Below are 17,674 nucleotides of genomic sequence, written 5' to 3'. Positions count from 1 at the left end.
GCTGATAATGGTGGTTTTATTGGCGTTTGCATTGGTTGGTTTGCAACTCTCAGGAGTTTGGCTTCGCTATCTGCCTTTTGCCAAAACGGTGTTGGCGTCACAGCGGCGTCAGCTGCAATGGCTGTCGGCCGGCTGGAGCGTTGTGGCGGTTTTGGGTTATACGGCAGTGCTTAACTGGTATGACGGGGATGTCTTACGGTTCAAGCTGCTCGTGGCTTTTGGCTGGATTCCGTTTTTCCTGATTGCGTATTACTGCATTCCGCGTGGTTTTGTGCAGCATTTGTTTGTCCTGGGGATGCACAGCTTGTTTTCTTTGCTGCTCCATACCATCAGCGGCTTTATTGTCGGGATGATATTGCCCGTTGACTATGGTTATATCTTGCATATGCAGGTGTTGCTGGGGTGTTATTTGCTGTTGTTTGTCCTGCTGATTCCGCTCGAACGGAGGCTGTTTGGCCGCTTGATTCCCACGCAGAAATTCTTTCAATATCAGCCGTTGGGACTCTATATCGCGTTGATGCCGCTGGTGGTATTGTTCGCCTATGCGCTGCCAATGCTGGATGGACAGCTTTATCACAGCCTCCCCGAACGCGTGGGCCGGTTGGCACTGCCGATTTTTTTCTTCTTGATGTTCCGGCTCGTCCTGATGGCAGGTCATCAGATGTCGGAGCACACGGCCGAAGTCAATCGCAACAATTTGCTGGCCCAGCAGCTTTATTCCTTGCGGGAGTACACGCGTCTCACCGAAGAAAAACGGCAGGCTTTGCGCATCCTTCGCCATGATATGCGCCATTACAACCGCCTGCTGGGAACGCTGCTTGAAGCTGGGCGAATCGACGAGGCCCGGCAGCTCATCGACAAACAGGGGGCGGAACTTGAGCATACGTCATGGCAGGAATTTTGTGCCAATGACCTCATCAATGCCACGTTGTCGATTTACGTGTATCACTTGGGAAAGCTGGAGATTCCGCTGCAGCAGAAAGTCAATCTGCCTCGGGAAATGACCGGGATGGATACCGATGTGGCAATCCTGCTTTCGAATCTGCTTGAAAATGCCTTGCATGCGAGCTTGAAGCAGCCGGTTACCAATCGGGAAATCAAAGTATCGGCACAGTATGCGGATGGTCAGTTTGTGCTGTCGGTGGCCAATCGCTTTGAAGAACCGCTGCTCTTTGACCAGGAGGGACTTCCCTATAGTGAAAAACCTGGACATGGAACCGGGATGATATCCCTGCGGTCCTTCATCCGCAAGTATGCTGCGCAGTGTGACTTCCGTCAGCAGGATGGCTGGGTTACCGTGATGCTTTACTGGCATGGCGCAGATTGAAAAAATTGCATACGAAAAAGGAGACTTCCTTCTGGAAGTCTCCTTTTGTATTTGCGTTATGCGTATGACGCAGGCAATTATTTGATGCCAGCACCATCGAGAGCGCTGCGAACGCTCTGAGCAGCTTTGTGCATTTTCTCGAGCTCGTCATCCGTAAGATGTACTTCGAAGGAACGCATGATACCGTCAGCGCAAACCATACGCGGAATGGAAAGAGCGACGTCTTTGAGGCCATACTCGCCTTCGAGAACTGCGGAGCACGGGAGAATCGTGTGCTCATCGTACAGAACCGCTTTGATGAAGCGGCAAGCTGCCATAGCGATACCCGTGTTGGTGAAGCCTTTGCGGTTGATAACATCGTAAGCAACCTGAACGAGCTCCTGCTCAACAGCCTCGTGGCTGAGTTTGTCCGTCTTGTGGAAGTACTCATCGAGGTCATCAATCGGGAAGCCTGCGCAGCCCGTCGTGGACCAAGCAACGAATGCAGCGTTGCCGTGCTCACCGAGAACATAACCGTTGATGTTCTTCGGATCAACCTGGTATTTGTCAGCCAGGATACGACGGAAACGATACGTCTCAAGCATCGTACCAGTGCCGAGAATGAGGTTGCGCGGATAATCGAACTGGGTGGATACAACATAAGTAGCAACGTCGAGCGGGTTCGTGATCATGATGATCATAGCGGACTTCGTGCGTTTTACGATTTCGCCGAAAACGGACTGCATGATTTTAGCGTTCGTGCCAGCCAGTTTCAGGCGGTCCGGCGTCTCACCCGGGCGGATGGACGGGCCAGCCGTGATGACGATGATGTTAGCATCTTTGCAGTCATCATAGTCGCCGAGGTGGAATTTGATGTTGGTGCTGTAAATGCAGGAAGTAGCATGGCTGGAGTCTTTAGCCTCGCCCCAAGCTTTGTCCTCATTCAAGTCAATCAGAGCGACTTCCGTTGCGAGCTGGAAGTCAGCGATTTTGTTAGCAACGGCAGAGCCGACGTTGCTGGCACCGATGACGACGATTTTTCTTCTGTTGTTCATGTTGTATAAACCCCCTGTTTTTTTATGAAAGATATTAATGTGAAAAATATCCCTAAGTCAAGCTAATGGTATCATTCTGCATAGGGGTTGTCAATGCGTTGAAAAAAGAAATAAAAGCGAAATTTTTCATAAAATTAGTATAAATTGTCTTAAATAACGTGAAAATGAATAAATTTATTTGTATTATTGTATTTCTAGATTATTTATTATATATTATAAGATGTGTCTTTGGAGAATCTATACCGTTTCCGGTATGATTCCATAGATTTTTCAGTGTAATTTATATAATAGATATAAGGTAATCTGATTGTGTTATAGTTTGGAAGGGGAAAGAACATGTTTGGCATGTCTATGGATATTGGTATTGATCTGGGTACGGCAAACGTACTCGTTTATGTAAAAGGCAAGGGCATTGTTTTGCGCGAGCCGTCGGTTGTCGCTGTTGACCGCGATTCGAACCGTGTACTGGCTATTGGTGAAGAGGCGCGCCAGATGATTGGTCGTACGCCGGGAAATATCGTAGCAATTCGTCCGTTGCGCGAGGGTGTTATCGCGGACTATGATATCACGGAGAGCATGCTGCGCCACTTCATTGAAAAGGTTGTAGGCCGCAGCTTCGTATTCCGTCCGCGCATCATGATCTGCATTCCTTCGGGCGTTACGATGGTGGAGCAGCGTGCCGTTCAGGAGGCTGCGGAGCAGGCTGGTGCCCGTCATACGCAGCTCATCGAAGAGCCGCTGGCGGCAGCTCTTGGTGCCGGCCTTGATATCGTTGAGCCGTGTGGTTCGATGGTTGTCGATATCGGTGGTGGTACGACGGATATTGCTGTCATCTCGCTGGGTGGTATCGTCAACAGCGCTTCCCTGCGCATCGCTGGCGATAAGTTCGATGAAGACATCATCGCGTATGTCAAACGTGAATTCAACATCATGATTGGTGAGCGTACGGCGGAGAATATCAAGATGCGTGTCGGTGCTGCTTTTGCTGATGCTCGCAATGAGGTTATGGATATCCGCGGCCGCGATCTGCTGTCTGGTTTGCCGAAGAATGTGGAAATCAATACGCGTCAGGCGTCCGAGGCAATGCATCAGTCGGTAACGCGTATCGTCGATTGCGTCAAGAAGGTTCTGGAGGATACGCCGCCAGAGCTGTCGGCTGATATCATGGACCGCGGTATCGTGCTCACCGGTGGCGGTGCTATGCTCTATGGTCTCGATGAGCTTATCCGCCGTGAGACGTTTATCCCGACGGCTTTGGCTGAGGATGCGCTTTCCTGCGTAGCTCTTGGCTGCGGCAAGGCCCTCGATACGTTCTCGAAGTTTGATGGCAAGGCTATGAATTTTAAAACGGGAAAATAATTTTTAGGAATCAGGCGGAACTACAAGGAGTTTCGCCTGATTTCGCGAATAAAAGAAGTAAGGTTTATTATGGAAATGGAGAGTCATTTTCGGGATGACTTTGATAAGGGAGTGAAGAGCAATGTGGCGTGGGCTTTACACGGCGGGCGCAGGTATGATTACGGAGACCAAGCGCACGGATACGATTGCCAACAATTTGGCAAACGCCAATACCACGGGATTCAAACGGGATGAAACCATCAGCGCAGAGTTTGCCCCGATGTTGTTAAAACGCATTAATGATGGCAAGGATTACAACGATGTTACGTCCTTCAAGGGGTTCAGCATCGGCGGGAATGCGCCGACGGTTGGTACGCTGGGCTTGGGTTCGTATGTCAATGAAATTGCCACGGATCATAGTCAGGGTGGATTCCAGACGACGGGCAATCCGCTGGATTTGGCGATTTCTGGAGACGGTTATTTCGCGATTCAGACGCCGCAGGGGGTTCGCTATACCCGTGATGGCAATTTCTACAAGTCGGCAACTGGTCAGATTCAGACGGTGAATGGGCAGGCTGTTTTGGATACGCAGAACCAGCCAATCGTGATTCCGCCAGAGGCGACGAGTATTACGGTAGGCCCCAAGGGGGAGATTTACGCAGGCAATGACGAGATTGCCCAGCTGCAGTTCGTGCAGTTCGGCGGCGACCGCCGGGCGGTACTCAAACAGGGAGACAGCCTTTACTACCCGCAGGAAGGCGCACAGCCTCAGGCGGCAGGTGGTGAGATTTTCCAGGGAATGCTGGAGAACTCCAATACCAATGTCGTATCGGAGATGGTAAATCTCATCAATAATTACCGTATCTATGAGGCTGGCTCGAAGGCAGTAACGACCCAGGATACGCTGTTGGATAAATCGGTCAACGAAGTGGGTCGTGTCTGATCTTTGAATCGGATGGATTTTTAATTTAAGCACAAGGCGTTTTTTATCGATAATATTAAGTAGATGAGAAGATATGCCGTTATACTTATCGATAGTATTGGGGAAATGAGGGAGGAAACCTAACTATGATGAGAGCACTTTGGTCCGCAGCTTCCGGCATGAAGGGCCAGCAGACAAATATGGATGTCATTTCCAATAACATTGCGAATGTCAACACTTACGGTGGCAAGAAGGTCCGTGCGGAATTCCAGGACCTCGTCTATCAGACGATTCGCGATGCTGGAGCTCAGAGTGGTGCTGATTCGCAGTATCCGACGGGCATGCAGATTGGTTTGGGTACCAGAGTAGCCGCAACGAACCGCGTTTTCACGCAGGGCTCGTTGCAGACGACGGACAATCCGACGGATATCGGTATCCAGGGTGAGGGCTTTTTCCGCATTACGCTGCCGGACGGTACCATTGGCTATACGCGCGATGGTTCGTTCAAACTCGACTCGCAGCGCCGTATGGTAACGACGGATGGTTATCCGTTGGCCGATGATATCACGATCGATCAGAACGCTCCGAGCGATTCAATCGTCATTGCCGGCGATGGCCAGGTTTCCTGCACGCCAGCTGGTGGTACGCAGCAGAATGTCGGTCAGATTACCCTGGCACGTTTCGTCAATCCGGCAGGCCTTACCGCTATCGGCAAGAACCTTTTTGTCGTTTCTGAGGCTTCGGGTGAGGCGATTGAGAGCAACCCGGGTGAGGAAGGCGCCGGTACGCTGACCCAGGGGACCCTTGAAATGAGTAACGTTCAGATTGTTGAGGAAATGGTCAACATGATTATTTCTCAGCGTGCATACGAGTCCAACTCGAAGGCAGTCACCACATCCGACTCCATGTTGGAGATTGCCAATGGCCTCAAGCGTTGATTGAATTGAAGAAGATTTCTTTAGCCATTCTGTGTTTTTTATGGAGTGGCTTCTTCTGTCTCTTTATGCCGGCTGCTCCCACGGCTTTTGCGGCTTCGGCTTATCCCCAGACCATTTCGTCTGAGCGGTTCGTAGAACTGGCCCGCCAGAAGGTGGAGGCTCAGCTCCGCGAGATGGGGGAGACACGGCGCCATGAGCTCTTGCTCATCCGCGCGCCGCAGCCTATGAAATTGCCGGCTGGTTCGATTATTTGCGAGGTGGAATTGCCGCAGGCCGTGAAGTACAGCGGCAATGTGCCGGTCCATATCCGGGTGTTTGTCAATGGCAAATTTTACCGGAGGACAGTCTGCTATTATGAAGTAGCGGTCTATGAGAAAATCCTCGTTGCCGAGCATGATTTATTGCTCGAAAAACCTATACAGTCCGCCGATGTGCGGCTGGAGGAGCGTCGGGTAGAGAGCGGAAATGGGCGGTATCTCACCAAGGTGGATGATTTGGCCGGGCGTGTCCCTGCCAGAATTATTCACGCGGGCAGCGCGGTGGAGTCAGCTATGCTGCAAAATCCAATTGTGTTTAATGTCGGAGCCCCGCTGACGATTATTGCCAATTACCATGGGGTCGAGGTGAAGACTGATGGTTTGGCCATGCAACGGGGCCGCATCGGCGGTGAGATACGGGTGCGCAATGTGCGCTCAGGCAAAATCCTCCGCGGTAGAGTAATCGATGCGAAGACGGTTGAAATCATAAGTTGAAAGCAGGTGTACCAATGAGGAATAACGTCAAGCACTATAAGAAATTGTCCGCGGCGTTGGCAATGGCTTTTACCGTGTCAGCAATCGCTGTGCCGGCAGCTTCTGCTCAGTCGCTTTGGTCGGATAATGGTTCTAGTTATAATGTGTTTGCTGACCGCAAAGCGCGTCAGGTAGGCGATATCCTGACGATTGTAATCAGCGAGTCTACGAGCCTGTCGGCAACAAAGGCCAGTTCGAATAGCAAGAGCGGCAATGTTTCCCTGTCAGCCGGTGTTGGTATCTTTGATTTTTTGAAGGCAGCTTCGGCCAGCGGCTCGGATTCGTTTAAGGCCAATGGCTCGGCAACGTCGAAGAATACTACGAGCGGTAATGTAACGGTAACCGTTGTCGATGTGCAGCCGAATGGCAATATGACGGTTGAAGGTACGCAGTCCATCTGGCAGAACCGCAACGAACATAAGATTACGTTCCGTGGGGTGTGCCGTCAGGATGATGTCTCGGCCAACAATACCATCATGTCGACAAAAATCGCTGATGCCACGGTCAAATTCGATGGCAAGGGCCCGCTTAATTCGAAACAGCGCCAGGGCATCCTGACTCAGATCTTTAACTTCCTGTTCTAAGGAGCGGAGGACATTATGAAGAAAATACTCGCATTACTTATGGCCGGGGTTTTTGCCATCGGTCTTATGCCGGGGACAGCTTCGGCAGATAGTGCTGTCACGCGCATCAAGGATATCTCCAAGGTACAGGGCGTGCGCGCCAATCAGCTCATGGGCTACGGATTGGTGGTCGGTCTTGATGGCACCGGCGATGGCAATAAGTCAACGGAGACGATTCAGTCTATCGTCAATATGCTGAAAAGCTTTGGCGTATCGGTCAACCAGTCGACCCTCAAGGCAAAGAACGTAGCGGCTGTAGTGGTAACGGCAACGCTGCCTCCGTTTGTCCGGGAGGGCGACAATATCGACGTAACGGTATCGTCGATTGGTGATGCTAAGAGCATTCAGGGCGGTACGCTTTTGCAGACGCCGCTGCGGGCTGGCAATGGCAATGTTTATGCAGTAGCACAGGGTGCTGTCTCTACGGGCGGTTTTATGGCCGGCCGTGGCAGCAACACGGCTACGAAGAACTTCCCGACCGTTGGTACGACGCCGAATGGCGCCATTGTTGAGCGCAGCGTTGAGGCCGATATCGGAACGGATGGCAACATTTCCCTGTCGCTGTCCCAGCCGGATTTTACGACGGCAAGCCGCGTGGCGCAGGCAATCAATTCCCAATTCGGCAGCGTGGCCAAGGCGGCCAATCCCGGACGTATCGATATCAGCGTGCCGGCTTATTACCGCAACAATGTAGTAGCTTTTATCGCCAATATTGAGGAACTGGCGGTTATGCCGGATAATTCGGCCAAGATTGTTGTCAACGAGCGCACGGGCACCATCGTCATGGGCGGTGATGTATCGGTGGATGAGGTCGCAATCACGCAGGGCGGTCTGTCCATCAAAGTGCAGAAGAACAAGAATGCCAATCAGCCGGATCCATTCAGCTATGGTACGACGATTGTCACGCGCAATACGGATGTACAGGTGAAAGAGGATAAGGCCAGCACCATTGTGCTGCCCGCTACGGCTAATGTCAGTGATATCGTCGGTGCGTTAAATGCCGTTGGCGCGACGCCGCGCGATACGATTTCCATCCTGCAGGCCATCAAGGCATCTGGTGCCTTGCATGCTGAGCTGCAGATTATGTAAGAAGGGAAGGACGCATATGCAGATTGCTCCTTTGTCGGCCATGGGGCTTACGAATCAGTCCCTTACGCCGAATACCACTTATAATTCCGCGCAGGCTGCGGCTGAGTCATCCCAGTTCGCCGCCATGCTCAAGGATCTTAAAGAAAAAGCTGCGGGTGCCACTTCGGCGAATCACATCGTCAACGAAGCGGCCTCCTCGAAGCAGGACAAGGCGCTCAAGGATGCCTGCAAGGGGTTCGAGGGGATGTTCTTGTCGATGATGTATAAGCAGATGCGGGCAACGGTTCCCAAGGACACGTTGTTTGGCGAATCCAATGCCCAGAATATTTTCAAGGATATGCGCGATAATGAACTGATGAAGACGGTAGCAGAGTCCGGCGGCGTAGGGCTGGCGGATATGATGTATCGTCAGCTGTCCCCGCAGATCAAGCTGCAGGAACAGGCACGTCAGCAGGGGATGTTAAAAGCCCAGGAAGCTGCGGCGCAGGTACATCGTAAGTAAAATCGGACAAAGCCTTCCTCTTTGAGGAAGGCTTTTTTGGGAGGTTTATTCATTATGGATTTAAAACGAAAGATTTCGACGACACTGCTGACAGCAGTATTTTCCCTGCAGGCTGTAACGATGGCCGCAGCGGCGGATTTGACATCGGTGCGCTATCACAGCGGTGAAGAACATGATCGCGTGGTGTTTGATTGGTCTGCGATGCCCAATTACACCGTGAAGGCGGCAGAAGATGGCCGTGAAATCACGTTTGATTTCCATGATGCAACGGAAAAGGGGTTTGTGAAAAAGCCTTTCCACAGTAGCCGCATCGAGTCTGTGAAGTACACGACGCTTAACGGTCACGTTTTGGTCAAGGTGCGCTTTAAAGAAGGACTGGCCTATAAGGTGGGGAAACTCGATAATCCAGCCAGAGTCTATGTGGATTTCCTGCCGAAGAATGCCGTAAAGAAACCGGCGGCGAAAAGCAATAAGGAACAGACAAAGCCGGCCGGCAGCGGTAATGGCAATATTTTGCCGCTGAATTTTGACGGTCTCTATACGGAGCTGGCCGCACCCGGAATAGCCAAGCGGCAGTATATCTATTGGGATGATGTCGGCAAGGTGACGGCGTATTTTGTGGAGGCGGATAAGGACCTCTATACGATGAAACCCGTGCTTGCGAAAGGGCAGGTGCCGGGGCTGCAGCGGACTAGCGGCATGTCGGATATGACGGATGCCGTAGCGGCGGTAAATGCTACCTATTTTGCTGGCAATGGCGATATGATCGGCATTGTTAAAATCGATGGGGTAGTGGCAGGGACTACGTATTTCGATCGTTCCGCAATCGGTATCCTGCCAAACGGAACGCCATTTTTTGGCAAGGTGTCTTACAGTGGGATGGTGACGCTGGGAGATGTGACGCAGCCGGTATCTGGAGTGGATGCCGAACGTGGAGCCAATAATCTCATTATCTACAACAAATGGTATGGCAGCCGCACGCGTACGAATGAGTATGGCAAGGAATACACCGTGCAGGATGGCCGCATTACGCACATCCAGACGGGAAATTCTATCATCCCGAAAAATGGGTATGTGATTTCCGTTCATGGAACGGCAGCGGATGCTTTTGAAGGGGCACAGGTCGGTGACCGGGCCGTGGTCAAAGAGGATTTGGGAGCCAAATGGAATCAGGCTGCGCAAATCATGGGGGCTGGCCCACGACTGGTGGCAAACGGACAGGTCAATGTGACTGCTGGTGAGGAGGAGTTCCCCGGCGATATCCGCTATGGCCGTGCTCCGCGCAGTGCCGTGGCCGTGCTCAAGAATGGCAACTACCTCTTTGGCGTGGTGGATGGCCGTCAGGCCAGCAGTCATGGGCTTACGCTGACGGATTGGGCGAAGCTTTTGGTGAAGATGGGGGCCCGCGATGCCATCAATTTGGATGGCGGTGGTTCCAGCGAACTGGTCGTCGGTGGTGTGGTACAGAATTCGCCGTCCGATGGCAGTGAGCGCTATGTGGGGAGTGCGCTTATCCTTCAACATAAATAAAAGCGTAAAGAAGGGGCTATGAAATTACAGTTTGCAGGTCTCATTCGAAGCAGCTCTTCGCCGCCGCTAGGGGCAGTGCCAACACTACGCGGGAGATGTTTTTCTAAACGAAATTTTTATCTTTAATTAAGCATCGAAAAAGTTGCAAAACGCGCTTCGCTTGAACGGTAGCAATTTTTCGACGAACGGTGAGGATAAAAATTTCGTTCTTCACGAAAAACATCAAACGCTTCGTTTATGGCACTGCCCCTAGCGGCGGCTGAGTCTGTGGCAAGTTTCGCAGGGCTCCCCCCTCCGAGGGCGCAGTAATTCGTGCCGGCTCTAACCGAGGCGGCGGGGGCCCCAGTACCATAAGCGTAGCCTTGACGTTCCGCGTGAAGCAAGAAATTTTTGCCTGCGTTCTCGTTGGAAAAGCAGTTTCGTCCAAGCGAAGCGCGTTTAACTGTTTTCCAACTCTTGATTAAAAGGCAAAAATTTCTTGTAGCGGGTTGTCACCGGTGGAGCGTTGGTACTGGGGCCCCCGCCGCCGGCGATTTGCCTCGAATACAAACTCGCTACTTCCCTGCAAACTGTAATTTGTAAAAAGTGCGTGGATAAATTCATAGAAGCCTCCATAAGGTAGATGAATCAATCTTATGGAGGCTTCTATCGTTTATGTCAATCGAAATATTGCCGTGCGGATCGTTGGTACTGCGGCCATTGTTGCCGGAAATTTGCCTATGGCAAATATAGAATAATGGCGTTATAATAAATAGATAACGGATTTTTAGATGGTAAAATGAGGTGAAACTTTTGCGCACTTATATAAAGAAGCTGGTGGCAGCGGGTTTGGCCATGACGTTTTGGTCGGCTCAGATTGCGCCCAGTATGGCGATGGACCCTATTATGACGCATGATCAGGTCAAAGAGGGGATGACGGGTACGGCGTATACCGTTATCGACAGTTCGGGGCAGCTTCGGGACTTTCAAGTCGATATCGTTGGCACGGTAGATAATGGCAAGGGCTCTGAGCCGATGATTATGGCTAAGGCGTCGGGCCCGGTCGTTGCTCAGACCGGTGGTATTTTACAGGGAATGAGCGGAAGCCCCGTGTATGTTGACGGCTATCTAATCGGCGCAGTAGCGGCAGGCATTAAGGAAATGACGCCGTATACGTTCTTTATCACGCCGATTGATCGGATGACACCGATTTGGAAGATGCCGGATCGCAAAAACAAGACTCGTCTGCATTCGATTGATCTCAAGAAGGCGGCAGAGTTGGCCGCTAAGAAAAAGGCGGAGAAAGAAAAGCTGGCCAAGGAGCGGGCTGCGAAGAAGGACGGCAAGGTTTATGGCGATGAACTCATTGCCCGTGCCATCGAAGCGGTAAAGGCCGATAAAGAAAAGGCCGAAAAGCCCAAAGAGGAAAGTAAGCCAGTGGCTAAGGATGCAGCCGATAAAGCGGTACCCAAAACCGTCATGTATTTTGCTGGATTCAACCAGGCGAGCTTGGATTTCCTCAAACAGCAGTTAGACCCGAAGGGCACGATGGAATTTTTGCCTATGGGAGCGCCTTCGGCTGCCGAGGCTCATAAGACAGTATATGACGCGACGTTGAAACCTGGTCAGGCTGTCGGCGTTGCTGTGGCTTATGGTGATTTTGCCATTGGGGCAACGGGGACGGTAACGGCTGTCGATGGAAAAAAAGTGCTGGGCTTTGGGCATCCGTTCCTCCATCGCGGCAATGTCAATTATTTTATGACTGATGCCAAGGTAGTGGGAACCATCAGCGGACAGAGCAACGGCATGAAGATTGCCAATATCGGCAATATCATCGGCCGTATCAATCAGGACCGAGCAACGGGAATCGGCGGTGTCCTGGGATCTTTCCCCATGGTGGTGCCCATTAAGGTTAAGGTTACCGATAAATCGCTGGGACGCGTGGATGAATATGGTGCCCGTATCGCCTATGACGAGGATTTCCTGTCCCAGGTAAGTGGCGGCATTGCCTATGCAGCTCTTAGCAAGACGGCCGATGATGTCAGCGCTGGCACGGCTGAGGTCGGATTTACCATCCGCACCAATGCCGTGCCAGAGGGGAAAATCGAGCGCAAGAACATGTTCTACAATGCAACGGATGTAGGGCAGATTTCAATGGCTGAGCTCATGCAGGCGATGAATATCATTACGGCCAATAAGGAACAGGAATCGGATATTCTCGACGTGCAGGTAAATATCGATGTGGAAGCTGAGCGTCGGACAGCTTCGCTGATTTCGGCCGTCCCGGATAAAAAGACGGTAAAACCGGGCGAGACGGTACGTTTTACTACGACCATCAAGCCGTACCGCCGTCCGAAGGAAACCGTGGTCATCCCGTATACGATTCCGGAAAACCAGCATTCGGGGACGTTAAACCTCGATATCCGCGGTGGTGGACTGGTCCCGGCAACGGCCCTGATGGTGCTCCAGCAGTCCGGGGTGGATGTCGTCAACGAAGAGGAAGCGAAACAGACTACTGCGGACAAGCTGAAGAAGCTGCAGGAGAGCGGCCGCAACAATGAAATCATTATTTCGCCGAGCCAGGTGCAGAAACAATTGACGCCGCGTGAGCAGCGCCGCATCCTGCGCGAGACCCAGGAGCGCATGAAGAATAAGGAACACAAAGTAGATCTTTTAGGAGAGCGGGCAAAACGCCAGACGGGCAAGGCGAGATATGCGACGAAGTATATTATCGAAAATGTCGTGCATTCGACGCTTCAAATTGAGAGAAAGTAACGCGATACTATTGTCATAGAGCCGATATGATGGTAAACTATGTGTTGATGCTTTAAAAAAAGCATGACTATAGGAGGATAACGAACTTAATGGAAAAGTTGATTATACATGGGGGTAACCGACTGGAAGGCCGGGTTAAAATCAGCGGAGCCAAAAATGCTGTCCTGCCGATTATTGCGGCGACACTGCTTGGTCAGGATTCCCCAAGCCTGCTCGATGAAGTGCCGGCACTGGAAGATGTTCATACGATTACGGAAGTATTGAAAAAACTTGGTGTCAAAGCGGAATTCGATTCGTCCAAACATCAGTTGAAAGTTGATAGTACCGTTATTGGCAGCTGCGAGGCTCCCTATGACTTGGTGCGCAAGATGCGGGCCTCGTTCCTGATTATGGGGCCGCTCTTGGCGCGCTGCGGTCAGGCGAAGATTTCACTGCCGGGCGGCTGTGCTATTGGCACGCGCCCCATCGATCTGCATCTCAAGGGGTTTGAGGCGCTCGGAGCGGAAATCAATATCGGTCATGGCTTTATTGAAGCTAAGGCACCGGAAGGCCTCAAGGGCGCAAAAATCTATCTGGATTTCCCCAGTGTTGGTGCTACGGAAAATATCTTGATGGCCGCTTCGATGGCGGAAGGCCAGACCATCTTGGAGAACCCGGCGCAAGAGCCGGAAATCGTGGATTTGGCCAATTACCTTAACGTCATGGGGGCAAAAATCCGTGGCGCAGGAACCAACGTCATTAAGATTGACGGTGTGCCAAAACTCATGGGATGTGATTATACCATTATCCCAGACCGCATCGAGGCTGGTACCTACATGGTTGCCGCGGCGATGACGAAGGGCGATGTCTATATTGAAAATGCCATCAGTGAGCATTTAAAGCCGGTTATCGCGAAGCTCAAAGAAGCTGGCGTAACGATTGAAGAGGATGTCAATGGCATCCGGGTAGCCTGCGATAAGCGTACGAAGGCAGTGGATATCAAGACGATGCCGTATCCGGGATTCCCGACGGATATGCAGGCACAGTTCATGGCATTGCTCACCGTATCGGAAGGTTCTGGTCTGGTGACGGAAACGGTCTTTGAGAACCGTTTCATGCATGTGGACGAGCTCAAACGCATGGGCGCAAACATCAAGATCGATGGCCGTACGTCGGTTGTCGAAGGGGTGGAAACGCTGATGGGGTGCCAGGTGAAGGCAACCGATTTGCGTGCTGGTGCCGCTATGGTATTAGCGGGTCTCGTTGCTGAAGGCGAGACGCAGGTGGGGTATATCCACCATATTGACCGCGGCTATGATAATCTCGTAGAAAAGCTCGTAGGGCTTGGCGCAGATATCTGCCGCGTCGATCAGTAAGTTATCTTTGGTTATCAAGTGTTGGATGCTTGGCATCCAACACTATTTTTATACTTTTGCGTTTAGAAAAAACTTATGTAATTGTGTATTACAGGAGGCATTTTATGAGTACCAGATTTGAAGTTCCACTGGAACTCGCGAATATTCAGCTAAAGAACCGGGTAATTCGTTCGGCTGTGCACAGTTTCCTGGCTAGTCCTGAGGGGTATATGACGGAAGCCGAGTATGCGATGTACGATACTTTGGCCAAGAATCATGTGGGCACGATTATCACGGGACACTGTTGTGTGGATGAGCTGGGCAGGGCTAATCCTGAGCAGGTAAACATCTATGAGGATTGTTATACGGACCAATTCCGTCGGGCGGTGGAAATTGCGCATCGCGAAGGGGCAAAATTCATCCCCCAGATTTCGCATGCTGGCCCCCGGGCCATCGATAATGAGGATTTGGCAGATGTTGTAGCTCGGCCGTTGAAAAAAGACCGGCAGGCTAGAGCACTGACCGTTGAGGAAATCCATCATATCGAGCAGTGTTTTGTGGATGCGGCTAGACGCCTGCAGTCTGCAGGCGTGGATGGCGTCCAGCTTCATGCGGCCCATTCCTATCTCTTGTCGCGTTTTATTGACCCGACGTTTAATCAGCGCACGGATGCGTATGGCGGCAGTGTTGAAAATCGCTTCCGCATGACGGAAAACATCATTCGCGGCATCAAGGAGGTTTGTGGGGAGTCTTTCCCTGTGCTGATAAAAATCAACCTCGATACGAAGCATGAGGATGCGGCAGGCTATCATGACGACATGGTCTGGATCTTGAATCGCTGTCAGGAGCTGGGCGTGGAACTGGTAGAACTCTCCGGGGTAGACTTTATCAATCAGCCGAAGACGGCGACGCTCTACTATCTGGAAGAGGCAGCCTGCCTTAAGAAGTTAGTTCCGCAGCAGCCCATGAGTTTAGTCGGTGGCGTTCGTTCGCTGGCGGACATGGAAAAGGTTCTGGCAAGTGGTTTGGATGCCGTATCGCTGGGGCGGGCCCTGATTGCTGAGCCGGATTTCTTGACGAAGTCCTTGGCCGGCGCAGAAAAATCAATCTGTGTGTCCTGCAGTCGTTGTTTTGTTCTGCCCCACATGCATCCGGGCATTCGCTGTGTTTGGGCATGGAAAGCGGCTAAGGCCCGCCAGCGTGAGCAAAAAGAAAAGTCTGCGGAGTAAGGACAAAAGTTAATACTATTTAGAAAATTACTTCTTAAGGTTTACAAGTTGACACATAAAATAGATGGTGTTAAGATACATTTCATAAGAAATGTCCGATTGCAATGGCGCAATGAACGTGGATTGTGATTTTGTATCTTGACCGAAATACAAATGTATCCCGTCTGCATCTTGCGATGCGGACGGGATTTATTTGTGTGTTATAGAAAGAGGGATTATGATGAATGGTTTGACTCTGGTGGGGATTGCCATCGTCGTATTTGTGGCAGCTTATGCTGGTTATGGACGTTGGCTGGTCAAGACTTGGGGAATCGATCCGAAGGCCAAGACACCGGCGGTACAGTACGAAGATGGTCAGGATTACGCGCCGGCTTCCCGGTTTACGGTATTTTCGCATCAGTTTTCGTCGATTACTGGTGCAGGCCCGGTGACCGGCCCGATTATCGCGGCAATGTTCGGCTGGGCGCCGGCGCTATTGTGGCTGCTGGTCGGCGGAGTGTTCTTCGGTGCGGTTCAGGATTTTACCGCCCTTTACGCTTCGGTCAAGAATAAAGGCAAATCCATGGGGATGCTGATTGAGCAGTATGTCGGCAAGACGGGACGCCGCCTGTTCCTGCTCTTCTGTTGGCTCTTTACGTTATTGGTCCTCGCTGCGTTTGCGGATATTCTGGCCAATACGTTCCAGGGGATGACGAAAACCGGGGACCTCAATGTCGCTGGTGCACAGGCCGCTTCGATATCCATGCTTTATATCGTCGTGGCTATGGGATTCGGCGAGTATATTCGCCGTTTTAAGCCGACTGGGGCGGTAAAGTTCGCAGTGGCGATTGTATTGGTGGTAGCGATGTTTGCCGCAGGCATGCAGTGCCCGCTTTACTTTGATGCGGATACCTGGCGCTATGTGACCTTTGGGTATTGTTTTATCGCTTCGGTATTGCCGATGTGGCTGCTGATGGAGCCACGCGACTATCTGTCTTCGTTCCTCTTGCTGGGGATGGTGTTTGGTGGCGTAGTTGGTGTGCTGGTGGCCAATCCAACCCTTAACATGCCGGCTTTTGTCGGTTTTGAAGTCAATGGGCAATCGATGTTCCCCATCCTGTTTATCACGATTGCTTGTGGTGCGGTATCGGGCTTCCATAGCTTGGTCTCGTCGGGAACTTCATCCAAGGCGGTGGAAAGCGAGCGCGATATGCTTTGCGTAGGTTATGGTGCTATGTTGGTAGAGTCGCTGCTGGGCGTGGTGGCGTTGGTCATTGCCTGTGCTGCTGCGTCAAATGGCGTTCTGCCTAAGGGGACACCGTTCCAGATCTTTGGCAATGCGGTCGGCGGCTTTTTCCAGATGTTTGGCCTGCCGGTATCGGTTTCGACCTGTGTGGTTACGATGTGCGTGTCCGCGCTGGCGATGACGACGATTGATTCGGTAGCGCGCATTGGCCGCATGTCGTTTCAGGAGCTCTTTACCCCCAGTGAAGGGGAGACCGCGGGGCCGGCAGCTTCCCTTTGCATGAATACGTATTTTTCTACAACAATTACCCTGGTGTTGGCTTTCCTTCTCTGTAAGGCCGGCTATATGAATATTTGGCCGCTGTTTGGCGCTGGCAATCAGCTGCTTTCCGCGCTGGTGCTTATCTCGTTGGCTGTATTTTTACGTACCACTGGCCGCAAAGGCTGGATGCTTTATGTGCCGATGACGTTTATGTTCATTGTCACCATGACGGCGCTGGTCATGAGCGTGGTGGGCATTGTCACGAAGCTTCAGGCAGGTACTTTTGTCGTTATGGTCGATGGACTGCAGCTGGTATTGGCGTTGGCACTTATGACGCTTGCCGTGCTGGTGGTCAAGCATTGCGGCAAAGAGCTCATCTGTGGCAAGGAACAGTCGCCACAAACGGAGTGGTAATTGATTTTGTTAACCCTGTTGTTTATTCCCTAAGTGAAATCCTCGAGGACGTTTGCGAGGCGTCCTTCGAGGATTTTTTGTTTGCGCTGGGGACAGCTTGCATATATGGCTTTGGTCTGCTAAAATTATATTGTTGCGGTTGTAGCTCAGATGGATAGAGCGTCCGCCTCCTAAGCGGCAGGTCGTGAGTTCGACTCTCACCAATCGCACCATATCGCATGTTATTGGGACTGTGAAATTCCCTTTATATTGACACAGATATAGAAGCCTCTATAAGTTAGATGGATTAATCGAACTTATGGAGGCTTCTACGAATTTATCCACGTATTTTTTACAAATTACAGTTTGTAGGGGAGTAGTACC

General features: G+C 51.5%; 14 protein-coding genes and 1 tRNA gene. 14 read left to right on the top strand and 1 reads right to left on the bottom strand.

The genetic code is table 11. From position 1 onward, the window contains the following. The first annotated feature begins 7 nt into the window (after positions 1 to 7). Positions 8 to 1,327, top strand: a complete 1,320-nt coding sequence (locus tag T504_RS0108320; protein ID WP_033170617.1) for a sensor histidine kinase — start codon at positions 8 to 10, stop codon at positions 1,325 to 1,327. 77 nt (positions 1,328 to 1,404) lie between these two features. Here the strand turns inward: T504_RS0108320 and T504_RS0108315 are convergent, their stop codons facing one another. Continuing rightward, on the bottom strand, positions 1,405 to 2,361 hold the full coding sequence (locus T504_RS0108315; RefSeq protein WP_033170616.1) for an L-lactate dehydrogenase: 957 nt from the start codon (positions 2,359 to 2,361) through the stop codon (positions 1,405 to 1,407). Between the two features lie 336 nt (positions 2,362 to 2,697). On the opposite strand from T504_RS0108315, the gene T504_RS0108310 reads away from it, so the two are divergent. The 13 genes from T504_RS0108310 to T504_RS0108250 all read left to right on the top strand — a co-directional run bounded on the left by T504_RS0108310 (position 2,698) and on the right by T504_RS0108250 (position 17,523). Continuing rightward, on the top strand, positions 2,698 to 3,720 hold the full coding sequence (locus tag T504_RS0108310) for a rod shape-determining protein (protein ID WP_033170615.1): 1,023 nt from the start codon (positions 2,698 to 2,700) through the stop codon (positions 3,718 to 3,720). 121 nt (positions 3,721 to 3,841) lie between these two features. Next, positions 3,842 to 4,642: a flagellar hook-basal body protein gene (locus tag T504_RS0108305; protein WP_033170614.1), complete on the top strand. Its 801-nt coding sequence runs from the start codon at positions 3,842 to 3,844 to the stop codon at positions 4,640 to 4,642. Positions 4,643 to 4,767: 125 nt separating this feature from the next. After that, positions 4,768 to 5,559, top strand: a complete 792-nt coding sequence (flgG, locus tag T504_RS0108300; RefSeq protein WP_033170613.1) for a flagellar basal-body rod protein FlgG — start codon at positions 4,768 to 4,770, stop codon at positions 5,557 to 5,559. Between the two features lie 5 nt (positions 5,560 to 5,564). Next, entirely contained in the window at positions 5,565 to 6,311 is a 747-nt protein-coding gene (gene flgA / locus T504_RS0108295) for a flagellar basal body P-ring formation chaperone FlgA (protein WP_173664172.1), read from the top strand. Positions 6,312 to 6,325: 14 nt separating this feature from the next. Continuing rightward, a complete protein-coding gene (locus tag T504_RS0108290; RefSeq protein WP_033170611.1) occupies positions 6,326 to 6,934 on the top strand; it encodes a flagellar basal body L-ring protein FlgH in 609 nt (202 codons plus the stop codon). A gap of 15 nt (positions 6,935 to 6,949) precedes the next feature. Beyond that, positions 6,950 to 8,062 carry a flagellar basal body P-ring protein FlgI gene (locus T504_RS0108285; RefSeq protein WP_033170610.1) on the top strand — a complete coding sequence of 371 codons (1,113 nt, stop codon included), beginning with the start codon at positions 6,950 to 6,952 and terminating at the stop codon, positions 8,060 to 8,062. A 16-nt stretch (positions 8,063 to 8,078) separates the two neighbouring features. Further along, a complete protein-coding gene (locus tag T504_RS0108280; protein WP_081823410.1) occupies positions 8,079 to 8,564 on the top strand; it encodes a rod-binding protein in 486 nt (161 codons plus the stop codon). Between the two features lie 54 nt (positions 8,565 to 8,618). Then, entirely contained in the window at positions 8,619 to 10,094 is a 1,476-nt protein-coding gene (locus T504_RS0108275) for a phosphodiester glycosidase family protein (protein WP_033170609.1), read from the top strand. A 783-nt stretch (positions 10,095 to 10,877) separates the two neighbouring features. Further along, positions 10,878 to 12,848: a SpoIVB peptidase S55 domain-containing protein gene (locus T504_RS0108270; RefSeq protein ID WP_231473882.1), complete on the top strand. Its 1,971-nt coding sequence runs from the start codon at positions 10,878 to 10,880 to the stop codon at positions 12,846 to 12,848. An 89-nt stretch (positions 12,849 to 12,937) separates the two neighbouring features. Further along, positions 12,938 to 14,203 (top strand): UDP-N-acetylglucosamine 1-carboxyvinyltransferase, encoded by a 1,266-nt coding sequence (gene murA / locus T504_RS0108265; RefSeq protein WP_033170607.1) that lies wholly within the window; start codon positions 12,938 to 12,940, stop codon positions 14,201 to 14,203. A gap of 104 nt (positions 14,204 to 14,307) precedes the next feature. After that, the gene (locus T504_RS0108260; protein ID WP_033170606.1) at positions 14,308 to 15,411 is read left to right on the top strand and encodes an NADH:flavin oxidoreductase; all 1,104 of its coding nucleotides are present in this window, start codon (positions 14,308 to 14,310) and stop codon (positions 15,409 to 15,411) included. Between the two features lie 220 nt (positions 15,412 to 15,631). Then, a complete protein-coding gene (locus tag T504_RS0108255; RefSeq protein ID WP_033170605.1) occupies positions 15,632 to 17,311 on the top strand; it encodes a carbon starvation CstA family protein in 1,680 nt (559 codons plus the stop codon). A gap of 135 nt (positions 17,312 to 17,446) precedes the next feature. Continuing rightward, a tRNA-Arg gene (locus T504_RS0108250) sits at positions 17,447 to 17,523 on the top strand. Positions 17,524 to 17,674: the final 151 nt, after the last annotated feature.

It is taken from the genome of Selenomonas sp. ND2010 (assembly GCF_000702005.1).
Taxonomy (GTDB): Bacteria; Bacillota; Negativicutes; order Selenomonadales; family Selenomonadaceae; genus Selenomonas_A.
Note: the sequence above shows the minus strand (reverse complement) of the source record. Positions and strands in the feature narration are given on the sequence as shown.